The organism is Anabaena azotica FACHB-119, from assembly GCF_014697625.1.
Classification (GTDB): domain Bacteria; phylum Cyanobacteriota; class Cyanobacteriia; order Cyanobacteriales; family Nostocaceae; genus Trichormus; species Trichormus azoticus_A.
On sequence record NZ_JACJSG010000018.1, the window covers coordinates 131,374 to 142,275 of the forward strand.

Annotated in this window: 10 protein-coding genes; 7 read left to right on the forward strand and 3 right to left on the reverse strand. The window is 39.0% G+C overall.

Going from position 1 to position 10,902, the window contains the following annotated elements:
* Positions 1-14 precede the first annotated feature (14 nt).
* The 5 genes from H6G83_RS15130 (at position 15) to H6G83_RS15150 (ending at position 6,072) form a co-directional block, all read left to right on the forward strand.
* A complete protein-coding gene (locus tag H6G83_RS15130) occupies positions 15-848 on the forward strand; it encodes a glycosyltransferase family 2 protein (RefSeq protein WP_206758991.1) in 834 nt (277 codons plus the stop codon).
* Between the two features lie 4 nt (positions 849-852).
* Positions 853-1,983 (forward strand): glycosyltransferase, encoded by a 1,131-nt coding sequence (locus tag H6G83_RS15135; protein ID WP_190473636.1) that lies wholly within the window; start codon positions 853-855, stop codon positions 1,981-1,983.
* 33 nt (positions 1,984-2,016) lie between these two features.
* Entirely contained in the window at positions 2,017-3,408 is a 1,392-nt protein-coding gene (locus tag H6G83_RS15140) for a hypothetical protein (RefSeq protein ID WP_190473638.1), read from the forward strand.
* Positions 3,409-3,492: 84 nt separating this feature from the next.
* Positions 3,493-4,755 carry a glycosyltransferase family 4 protein gene (locus H6G83_RS15145; RefSeq protein ID WP_190473640.1) on the forward strand — a complete coding sequence of 421 codons (1,263 nt, stop codon included), beginning with the start codon at positions 3,493-3,495 and terminating at the stop codon, positions 4,753-4,755.
* 144 nt (positions 4,756-4,899) lie between these two features.
* Positions 4,900-6,072 carry a glycosyltransferase family 4 protein gene (locus H6G83_RS15150; RefSeq protein WP_190473642.1) on the forward strand — a complete coding sequence of 391 codons (1,173 nt, stop codon included), beginning with the start codon at positions 4,900-4,902 and terminating at the stop codon, positions 6,070-6,072.
* Between the two features lie 89 nt (positions 6,073-6,161).
* On the opposite strand, the gene H6G83_RS15155 is transcribed toward H6G83_RS15150, so the two are convergent.
* Positions 6,162-7,913 (reverse strand): ATP-binding protein, encoded by a 1,752-nt coding sequence (locus H6G83_RS15155; protein WP_190473644.1) that lies wholly within the window; start codon positions 7,911-7,913, stop codon positions 6,162-6,164.
* 575 nt (positions 7,914-8,488) lie between these two features.
* Between H6G83_RS15155 and H6G83_RS15160 the strand changes: the two genes are divergently transcribed.
* Positions 8,489-9,415: a cobalamin-binding protein gene (locus tag H6G83_RS15160; RefSeq protein WP_190473646.1), complete on the forward strand. Its 927-nt coding sequence runs from the start codon at positions 8,489-8,491 to the stop codon at positions 9,413-9,415.
* A 28-nt stretch (positions 9,416-9,443) separates the two neighbouring features.
* Here the strand turns inward: H6G83_RS15160 and H6G83_RS15165 are convergent, their stop codons facing one another.
* Positions 9,444-9,899: an EVE domain-containing protein gene (locus H6G83_RS15165; RefSeq protein WP_190473648.1), complete on the reverse strand. Its 456-nt coding sequence runs from the start codon at positions 9,897-9,899 to the stop codon at positions 9,444-9,446.
* A gap of 581 nt (positions 9,900-10,480) precedes the next feature.
* On the opposite strand from H6G83_RS15165, the gene H6G83_RS15170 reads away from it, so the two are divergent.
* Positions 10,481-10,663 carry a hypothetical protein gene (locus H6G83_RS15170; protein ID WP_190473650.1) on the forward strand — a complete coding sequence of 61 codons (183 nt, stop codon included), beginning with the start codon at positions 10,481-10,483 and terminating at the stop codon, positions 10,661-10,663.
* 11 nt (positions 10,664-10,674) lie between these two features.
* Here the strand turns inward: H6G83_RS15170 and H6G83_RS15175 are convergent.
* Positions 10,675-10,902: zinc ribbon domain-containing protein (locus H6G83_RS15175; protein ID WP_190473652.1), on the reverse strand; the 228-nt coding region annotated here is incomplete at its 5' end.

Consider the following 10,902-nt stretch of genomic DNA (forward strand, 5'->3'; position numbering starts at 1 on the left):
GCTCAAGGAATTATATGCGGTTTTCACTGATAATGGCTACGCTCAACAGAGACAAAGAAATTAGCCGTTTCTTAGCAAAACTCGACAATCAAACACATCAAGATTTTGAATTGATAGTTGTCGATCAAAACTCAGATAATCGAGTGCTTGAGGTGTTAGAACCTTATCAAAAGCACCTGATAATTCGTCATATACGTTCTTCTATCCCTGGTGCATCGCGATCGCGAAATCTAGGTTTAAGAGAAGCTAAAGGAGAGATTATTGGGTTTCCTGATGATGATTGCTGGTATCCTGAAGATTTATTGGCACGAGTAAACAGTTATTTTGAAAATAATCCTCAATGGGATGTTGTCTCAGGTTCTTCTGCTGGAGAAAGTTATTGGGATAGACAGCCAGGAATGGTAACTAAATTTAATGTATGGAAGCGAGGAATCGAATATTCCGTATTTTTCCGACGTGACTTAGTTCTGAAAATCGGTGATTTAGATGAATCTTTGGGGCCAGGATCAGGTAGTCGATGCTGGGCTGGGGAAATCACAGATTATATGTTGCGTGCGCTCAAAGTTGGTTGTGATATGTACTATGACCCCAATCTAGCAGTACATCATCCTGGTGTCATTCAAACCAATCAAAACAATAACTTTAATGTCATCAAATCCTATCATTATGCAATAGGTAAGGGCAGAGTTCTACGTAAGTCAAATACACCACTTTGGTTTGTTGCCTATCAATGTATCAAACCTCTAGGACAATCAATATTGGGATTGATTCAGCAACGACCAGAGCAACAACAGCTTTGTTGGGCCGTTTTTCAAGGAATTGTACAAGGCTGGAAGGAGCAAGTGTAACTATATGAAAATCTATCTTTATCTCAAACATTTTCCACCTCATGGCGATGAATTAAATGAGGGTACTAGCAAGGCTGTTCATGGTCTTGCGACTGGCTTGGCAGCTTGTGGTGCTGATGTCACAATTCTGTGTGAAGGTGCAAAAAAAGATGAGATTTATCAAACAAAAATGGGATATCAAATAGCATCATTTGCTAGTAAAAGTACTAAACCGTCTTTCCAAGTTTCTTCCAGCTTACAACGTTACATTCTCAGCAATTCCCGACCAAGTATTTTTATTATCACTGGTATTTTTCATCGCAGTGTTTATAGCTTATCGCGGTTTCTCAAACAACAATCTTTACCTTATATAGTTGCACCACATGATCCTTACCATCCAACAATTTTTTATAAAAATGCTCACCTCAAGTGGATATATTGGTATCTGCTAGAGCGTCCTATGTTGAATCAAGCTTGTGCAGTTCAAGTTTTAGATAAACGTCATGCTGAATGGCTGCATCGGCTTAAAATTAAAACACCCATTATTGAAGTGCCTAACGGTTTTTCTCCAACTGATGTTTATCCAGAATCTACCTTAAGTTGGCATGAGGATGGTGTACCGAAGTTTTTGTTTTTAGGGCGTTTAGATGCTTATAATAAAGGGCTTGACATCTTGCTAAATGCTTTTGCCCAGCTTAGGGAAGTGCCAGAATGGCAACTAACAATTCAAGGCCCAGATTGGGGCGATCGCACCACCCTGAAACAACAAGCAAAAAAACTCGGTCTATCTCAAAATATCATCTTTCGCGAACCTGAATATAATTTGTCTCCATCAGCCATTATTGCTCCCTATGATGTCTTCTGCATTGCGTCTCGGTTTGAAGGATTCAGTTTATCTGCAATGGAAGCCATGTTAGCTGGTCGAGTATTAATTGTTTCTGATATTGCTGGCATAGCCCCCTATGTTCAAGCAAGTGATTGTGGTGTTGTCGTCAAGCCAGAACCGGAAGCAATCAAATCAGGAATTTTGTCATTAATTGCTCGTCGTTCCGAGTGGAAAGAAATGGGATTGAGAGGTAGGAAGTACATTTTAGAAAATTTACACTGGCAAAAAATTGCGGCACGAGCGATAGAAGAATATGTCTATTTCCAATAATAAATGATGACAAATTGGTCAAATATCTAAATTATGTATTGGCAACCACCTATAAATAAAAAAAGAAAAAAGATAGGATTAATTGATAACACAAAATTAATTATCTTTGCCTTTTCTACAGTTTTTTATTCACGAATTTTTTGTTCAATTACTCGCGCTCCTTCAATCCTTAACCTTGCTCATTTTGCGATTGTTCCACTGGTTTTAGGAGTTATATTATTCACAAGTCGGGCGAAAGACCGTAAACAGATTGCTATTGCCTATTATTTGCTAATAGGACTTTTTATTTTACTCGCAGGAGTTTTGGCTAGTGCTTTATGGAATAATGCAGGTTTAATTAATGCAATTGTTTCTTTTATGATGCTGGGCGAACCTTTCATGTTCCTCCTCGCCATAGTCTGTATTCCTATGTCTAATGAATCCATAAAACGTATTAAAAACTGGCTGATTTGGTCTGCTGTCATTAACTTTCTACTCGCTGCTGTCCAGAAGCCATTAATTGATTCAGGAAAGCTCTTTGCTAATGGCTTCAATGGCACAGATGGATGTGGTGGAGTCTTCTTTGTCTCAGGGGCGGGTAACTATGTATCGGCTTCAGTTTCAGTTGCTTTTGCTCTCTACTTCTTCATTCAAGAAAAGAGCTTTCCACTATGGATGAGAATTACGGTAATGCTTGGCGCTTTCTGGCAGATTTTATTTTCTGATTCTAAACAACTTTTACTCGCTTATCTAATTGCTTGGGGGTTTTTAATTTTAGTTAATTCAAAAGATATGGTAAAAACAATCAAACTTTTGATTGCGACCTTTATTTTCGGATACGGATTTCTTTGGTGCTTACAAAATGTAGAAGCTTTTGCCGCATTTACAGCTTGGGCGCGACCAGAACTTTACGGGCCAGATGGTGATGCTTGGTATGCCAAATTCTACTCGGTGCGCGATATTTTGTCTCAATATAAATCTTCTTGGGATTGGTTGTTTGGTCTCGGCCCAGGACATACGGTAAGTAGATTAGGAGCATGGTTTCTTAGAGATTACTGGTCTATACTTGGGCCATTAGGTGCTACCACCAACCCCATTGGTCAAGAAGCAATACAATTTGTGAATAGTTTTTGGCTTTGTTATAGTTCCAGTCTCTTCAGTCCTATTTTTGGTTGGGCTGGAATTTGGGGAGATTTAGGAATATTGGGTTTAGCAGCATACTTATTTTTATGCTTTTTAACTTGGCAGTATTTTGGTCTGGATGATTCCTTAAAAGTGACGCTGCTAGCTGTGATTATGATGGGTTTTATTTTTACACAAATGGAGGAACCTGGTTTTATGCTGGCGATCGCATTTATATTAGGTCTGTCATGGCAAAAACAGCGATTACAAAAACAGTTACAACATTCTACTAGAGCAGCACAGCGACAATACGTCATCCTCTAACAAAAAGCTGATTAAAACGTCGGTATTAAATGTCAACAACACAATGAACAACTCCCAAAACAAATTGTTGAAAACATTACAAATATGAAAATTTTAATGTCTGCTTACTCCTGCGAACCAGGTATGGGTTCTGAACCTGGTGTTGGTTGGAACATTGCACGAGAAGCCGCTAAATATCATGAAGTTTGGGTACTGACCCGACCCGATGAGAGTCAAGATATTATCAAGGCAGAGCTGGAACGCAACCCTAACCCAAATCTTCACTTTGTTTATTTTACTCTGCCCTTTTGGAAAGATAGCAGAAGATGGGGATATTCTGGAGGAATGCAACTGCATTACTATTTTTGGCAAATTCAGGCTTACTTTGTTGCCCGTCGCCTGCACAAAAAAATAGGCTTTGACTTAAGCCATCATGTCACTTTTGTAAAATATTCTAATCCTTGCCTGCTCTCTCTGCTACCAATTCCTTTAGTTTGGGGGCCAGTAGGCGGTGGCGAATCTGCACCGATAAGTTTCTGGCATGATTTTAGTTTAAAAGGGAAAATTTACGAAATTGCCCGTACCTTTGCTAGATGGTTGGGAGAGCAAGATCCCTTAGTCCGTCTGACAGCTAAAAAAAGTGCTGTAGTCCGAGCCACAACTAAGGATACAGCCCAGCGTCTCTATAAAATGGGTGTGAATCATGTCCATATTCTCCCAGAATCGGGCTTATCAGAAGAAGACATAACCAGCTTGAGTCAATATGAAGTACCGCAAGAACCCCTAGTAAGATTTATCAGTATAGGTAGACTTCTCCACTGGAAAGGGTTTCATCTAGGGCTACGTGCTTTTGCTTTGGCGAATTTACCTAATGCAGAGTACTGGATTGTTGGAGAAGGCTCAGAGTTAAATATGCTACAAACTTTAGCAGCAGATTTAGGGATTGCTCAAAAAGTCAAATTTTGGGGTAAATTACCTCGTCACAAAGCTTTAAATCTATTGAAAGATTCTCATGTGCTAGTTCATCCGAGTCTGCATGATTCTGGTGGATGGGTATGTATGGAAGCAATGGCCGCAGGTCGTCCCGTAATTTGTTTAGATTTAGGAGGCCCAGCCGTCCAAGTTACAGATGAAACTGGTTTTAAGATTGCTGTAAATGAACCATATCAAGTGGTGAATGACCTAGCGGCGGCGATGATTAGTTTAGTTAGTGACTCAGAACTAAGAATGAGTATGGGTCAAGCTGGTCGGCAATTAGTCAGAGATAACTACAGTTGGCAGGTTATAGGTAAACGGCTGAACCAACTTTATTTAGAAATTGTTAATCAGCAAGTTTCCCAGCCTAAAGTTATATCTCAAGTTTCTTAAGTGAAGAAGTTTGTAGTAAGCGGCTCTAGCTCTTTTCTCAGGACTAAAGTCCTCTCTGCGTTCGCGTAGCGTGTCGTAGACAGACGCTACGCGAACACTACAAACTTTAAATTTATCAACAAAATACACAAATATTTTCTCAATATGCACATAGTAATTGTGGCTTTACATAGGGCATCAAAACCAACTGGTATTTGTAGACACGCTGCCAATCTTGCTCAATGTTTAGTTGATACCCAAAAAGTTACCAAAGTCAGCTTAATTGTAGGAGTTTGGCAACAGCATTACTTTGAACAAATTTTTCATTCTCACAAAATTCAGTTAATCAGTGTAGATATTAAAAATAGTTCCTTAATCAGAAACTTTTGGTTTTTAATTGGTCTACCAAAATTAGTTAAGCTTCTGAGTCCTGATATAGCCCATATGGCTTTTCCATTGCCATTTATCCGCCGTCTTTTTTCCTGCCCGGTGGTTTCTACAATTCATGATTTATATCCCTATGAAAAACCAGAAGTGTTTGGATATCCCCAGGTCTTATTTAACCGTTTATTTTTACGACAATCCCTGAAAAATAGTGATGGTCTTGCTTGTGTTTCCGAATCTACTTTAAATAGCCTGATCAGATATTTTCCTAATATTAATTTGTCCCAAGAAATTACTGTTATTTATAACTACGTTAATTTTAGCCATATTATTCCTAAACAACCAAGTGATATAAAAATTAGCAATAATGATTTTTTCTTACTATGTGTAGCCCAACATAGAAAACATAAGAATATAGATTTATTAATAGAAGCATTCTATTCTTTAATAAAAGATGGTTATTTGCTAGAATTAAGCAAGCTAATAATTGTTGGCAACACAGGCCCAGAGACAGAAAAGTTATATAATCAAATTGACAACCTCTGTCTTCAAGAGCAAGTTTTACTAATCAATTCACTTAAAGATGAAGAGTTATGTTGGTTATATAAAAAGTGTGCTGTTTTTGTTGCCCCTTCATCTCAAGAAGGATTTTGTCTACCTCTAGTTGAAGCCCTTTACTTTTCCTGTCAGGTAGTCTGCTCTGATATACCCATATTTAGAGAAATAGCTTCTCCTGATTGTTATTATTTCGATATAAATGGTGATACACTCAACAATCTCTCACAAGCTATTATTTATGCTGTAGAAAAACCTGTGGAGAAAAATACTCATGATTTGCGTTTTTCTCAATTTACGGTAGCAGGTCAATATTTAGAGTTTTACTCTAAATTTACTTGTCTAGCAGGGGACAGGGGACAGGTGACAGGTGACAGGTTTAAAAGCTCCTGTAGATAAAGATTTTACGATTTATCAATGTCCTAATACCAATTTGAAAAAAGAATGCGACAGATATATAGGTAGGGGCGCAGCGACTTACTTATAATTCATCTATGTCCTAAGCTATGTGGCAATTGCCATATTTCCTGATCTGGGAGAAACAAGGTAAATTCACTCCCCACTCCCAAAGTAGATTTTACTGTCACATCGCCACCGTGTAAGCGAGCTAATTTACGTGTCAAGGCTAAACCTAATCCTGTGCCTTCATACTGACGATTTAATCGGCTATCTAATTGTTTAAATGGTTCAAACAAAATTTGAAAGTGATCTGAGTCAATCCCAATTCCTGTGTCTGATACTGTAAATGTTATGCCTTCTCTTCCTTTTGCGACTATTAAAGATACTTCACCTGTGGGGGTAAATTTAATTGCATTGGTGAGTAAATTAAGTAGCATCTGCTTGATGCGGCGCTCATCAGCTATACAAATATTTGCTTGTGGATCAATTTCGTGAGTAAGTTTTAAGCCTTTAGATGTGGCGCGATCGCTTACTATTGATAACACATCACGACACACATCTGTTACTACTAAAGGTACAAGAGATAGTTCCTCCTTACCTGCTTCGACTTTTGATAAATCCAAAATGCTGTTAATCAGCGTTAGCAGATGTTCGCCACTGCTATATATACAATCTATATATTCTTTTTGTTTTTCATTGAGAGAACCAACTATTTCTTCTTGTAATAGCTGCGACAAACCCATAATTGCATTCAGAGGTGTCCGTAATTCATGACTCATAGTCGCTAAAAATTCACTTTTGGCGAGACTACCAGCTTCTGCGGCTGCTTGCGAGGTACGTAGTTTTATTTCCGTCTCTTTGCGCTCAGTGATATCATCAACAATTGCCAAAAAATACTCTGGTTCACCATGAGAACCAGGAATTATGGAAACAGATAACTTAGTCCAAATTAGTCTACCATCTCGATGTATAAAGACTCTTTCCATGTCTAGGTGTGGTTTTTTAACCACTTGCTTGGCATCTGTGCTAATTTCACTTATTAGTTGTTTATAACGTTCCACATCTCCCCTTTGCTGGCGAACATAATCAGTGAAACGCTTACCGCATAACTCTTCACGCTGGTATCCTAAAATATGGCACAAAGCAGGGTTAGCATCAACTATCCGCGCTTTCATATCCACAAGTCCGATACCGATAGAGGAGAGTTCAAAAATCGCTTTAAATTGCGCTTCACTCTTGCGTAAAGCTTTCTGTGCAGTATTGCGTTCACTGGCTTCGATGGCTATGGAGACAAAATCTGCAATTGAACTGGCAAAATATTCGTCTTCTGGTGTCCAATGGTGGATTTCACCACAATATTCATGACATACTACCCCTAAGAAACGCCCACCAACCCGAATGGGAGCATCAAGCAAGGACGCAACTCCAAAAATAGATAGATAACTCTCAGATAACTCTTGGGTTCTTTTGTCGTTAATAGCATCATTTACAGCAATACAACGTTCCTCTTCCAATGTTTGGAAGTAAACTGGGTAACGTACCTGTGATAGAATATACCCACAAGTGTGAGCTTGGTGTCTAACATCATATAAATCGACACAATCAAGTGCTGAACCGTCTTGGTTATATAACCAGATGCTCACTCTTTCGGCCGAAATTGTCTTGGCTGCTGCTTCTGTGATTTCTTTAAGTACAGCATCTAGAGATCCTTGCTGAAATGTTTTGCTCCTCGCTAATCTCACTAGGGTCTGACTTTGTTTGCGTCGAACTTCTTGCGTGATGCGAGTAACCTCTTCATTGGTCTGGCTTTCTGTAATATCACTAACCACTAGTACCTGCATTTGTTGTTGCTGGAAAGAAATCACCTTAGCTGACAGTTCTCTAAATAAAATTTAACTGTTTTGATAGCTACAATTATGCCGCTAGGTCTTACATATCTGTAATGTATTTTTTCCTTCAATTTGTTGAGTTTAAGATGAAAAATAGAAGAAATTCTGCTTCATGAATTTACGCAATTTTATTGACTTTTCACTATGATTGCCAATATTTGACTAAGTGATTGCATTGATAAAAGAAATTTAAAGTTTTCATAAACATTATATAACAAATTTAACATAAATAAATTTATGACTGAGGTCACTAGGGAAATTAACAATTCGCGCATTCGCGCATTAAAGACATTTTGCCTACGGCACGCTACGCGAACAGTCGGGGATTTAAACCCCGACTGAAACTGATACTAAGTATAGACGTAGGGATCTTAAACCCTTTTATTTACGATAAAACAAATATATAAGTGTTTTTAATTGTGGTTTTTTGCTTTTGGCAACATAATCTCCCCTGGAGAAAGATACCTCAGAAGTAGAAGTCTGTAAAAATTAAGTGAATAACCCAGCTGCTGTTGTAGAGGTGTTTAATGGAAAATGGTAGTGTGAGAATTGTATCTCTGATTCCTAGTGCAACAGAGATTTTAGCAAACTTGGGATTAAGTGATGTGATTGTTGGGCGATCGCATGAATGTGACTATCCCCCAGAAATCAAAAATCGCCCTGTTTGCACCCAAGCAAGGTTAAATAGTGACGCGCCTAGTAGTGAAATTCATCATCAAGTTAATAACATACTGCAATCAGCACTGAGTATTTATCAAGTCAAAACAGATGTTTTAGAACAGTTACAACCTACCCATATTTTGACACAAGACCAGTGTGATGTCTGTGCCGTCAGCCTCAAAGATGTAGAAAAAGCAGTTGCAGAACTTACCCACAGTTCCCCGCAGATAATTTCTTTACAGCCTAATGTACTTCAGGATGTGTGGCATGATATCGAACGTGTAGCTGATGTGTTTGGTGTTGATTCAGTTAAAGTACTAGAAAATTTAGAAGCGCGTGTCAAAATTTGCCAGCAGAAAATCCAAGGACTTTCTTTAGAAGAAGTACCTACCGTTGCTTGCATCGAGTGGACAGATCCTCTCATGGCCGCAGCAAATTGGATTCCTGAACTAGTCAACTTAGCAGGAGGACAAACAGTATTTTCCCTAGCAGGTCAACCTTCCCCTCATTTGCAATGGGAAAATCTGTTAGTCAGCAATCCCGATATCATCATTTTTATGCCTTGTGGCTTTGACTTACATCGCACTCGCCAAGAAGCCCAATTATTTACCCAAAACTCACAATGGGATAAACTCCATGCAGCCCAAACTGGTAGAGTTTACATTACTGATGGTAATTCCTACTTCAACCGTCCAGGCCCAAGACTTGTAGATTCTCTCGAAATTTTGTCCGAAATTTTACATCCAGAAATTTTTGATTATGGCTATAAAGGTAAAGCTTGGGAACCGTTATAAGGATGGTAAGTAGAACGATGTGGTAATATTAGAGGTTTTTCATTGTTAAAATCTTTTGAGCTACTACATCAGCAACAGGCATGACAGACAATCTATTACCTTGCTTTACTACCAACAAATCTTCTGAACTAAACTTTTCCTTCAAAATTGTTAATGAGATAGGCTGAGAAAAACTTTCTACAAATTCTACTAACACTGTTTGCCAACGTGGGTTTTCAGGTGTAGATTTGGGATCATAGTATTCACTACTAGAATCAAATTGAGTAGGGTCAGCGATATCTGTTTTGACTACAAGCATTAACCCAACAATCCCCGGTGGGTTGGTATTGGAATGGTAGAAAAAAGCTAAGTCTCCAGGCTGCATTTGCCGCAGAAAGTTGCGAGCTTGATAATTACGAACACCGTCCCAAATAGTCTGTCTATCTTGCTGTAAATGAGTAATGCCATATACTTCTGGTTCTGACTTCATTAACCAATAATTCATACTTGATTTTTCAAACATTTGTAGTAGCGTGTCAAGACTAAAATTTTATACCAATTTGCAAAAAGAACGCGACAAGTAGGGGCGCACAGCTGTCATTGGTGTCAACTTAACGTGAAATGGGCGGTTAGAAACCGCATCTACACAAACAAAACCTGCACTTGTTGAGCTTGAGTGACCACCTCCGCAGAACCTCTCCCTCCCAACCTCCCTCTCCTTTTAGGAGAGGGAGGAGAAACGAAAAAATCACCCTCTTACTCCCCTCTCCTCGAAGGAGAGGGGTTGGGGGAGAGGTCAAAACCAGGCTTAAGTTGACACTCATGCACAGCTGTGCGCCCCTACAGATAATCTATGTGTGGCAAATATTTTTTGAATCGGTATTGCAATAGATGGTCATACCACTACTACTGAATCAATACATGATTGTGGGATTTTGTCAAATTATGGCTGAGGTTAAAATAGCGATCGCCTCAAAAACTACTTTCTCAGCCATAAGTAAATATACCAATTGTTAGAAGTATTAATTGTCTAGATTCATCATAATTTAGATAAATTAACTATGCAATTTGCACAGTGAGGCAAAAGTGGCTCAAGATCCAAAAGATTTGATTAATTTAGCAGTTCATGAATCTGCTGATCCCAGCGTCATGGAATCTCGGCAACAAGAAGCTAACTTGGGCAATAATGATGAGTTGAATGATTCTGTTCATGATGATGAGAATGTTGATGTTCCCATTCCCCAAGGTAATGAGCCTTTTGATGATTGACACTCCCCCGTTTATAAAACGGGGGATTCTTGGGTCAGTGGGGAGCTATTGCTTAACCCCTCACCAAGCATCTTGACCGTATGCCCTACGGCTGCAAGTCCACGCTGCATTACCACCATAGCGGCAGCAACGTCGCGGTCTGTTTCAAATCCACATTCATGACAACGATGCACTCGCTCAGACAGGTCTTTTTTGCCTGTGTGGTGGTTGCAGTTGGGGCAGGTTTGGCTTGTACCGTC

What these genes read in the sequence shown, in the direction of transcription:
- H6G83_RS15130 (WP_206758991.1), top strand. Translation starts at nt 15, where the DNA reads ATGCGGTTTTCACTGATAATGGCTACGCTCAACAGAGACAAAGAAATT.
- H6G83_RS15135 (WP_190473636.1), top strand. Translation starts at nt 853, where the DNA reads ATGAAAATCTATCTTTATCTCAAACATTTTCCACCTCATGGCGATGAA.
- H6G83_RS15140 (WP_190473638.1), top strand. Translation starts at nt 2,017, where the DNA reads ATGTATTGGCAACCACCTATAAATAAAAAAAGAAAAAAGATAGGATTA.
- H6G83_RS15145 (WP_190473640.1), top strand. Translation starts at nt 3,493, where the DNA reads ATGAAAATTTTAATGTCTGCTTACTCCTGCGAACCAGGTATGGGTTCT.
- H6G83_RS15150 (WP_190473642.1), top strand. Translation starts at nt 4,900, where the DNA reads ATGCACATAGTAATTGTGGCTTTACATAGGGCATCAAAACCAACTGGT.
- H6G83_RS15155 (WP_190473644.1), bottom strand. Translation starts at nt 7,913, where the DNA reads ATGCAGGTACTAGTGGTTAGTGATATTACAGAAAGCCAGACCAATGAA.
- H6G83_RS15160 (WP_190473646.1), top strand. Translation starts at nt 8,489, where the DNA reads ATGGAAAATGGTAGTGTGAGAATTGTATCTCTGATTCCTAGTGCAACA.
- H6G83_RS15165 (WP_190473648.1), bottom strand. Translation starts at nt 9,899, where the DNA reads ATGAATTATTGGTTAATGAAGTCAGAACCAGAAGTATATGGCATTACT.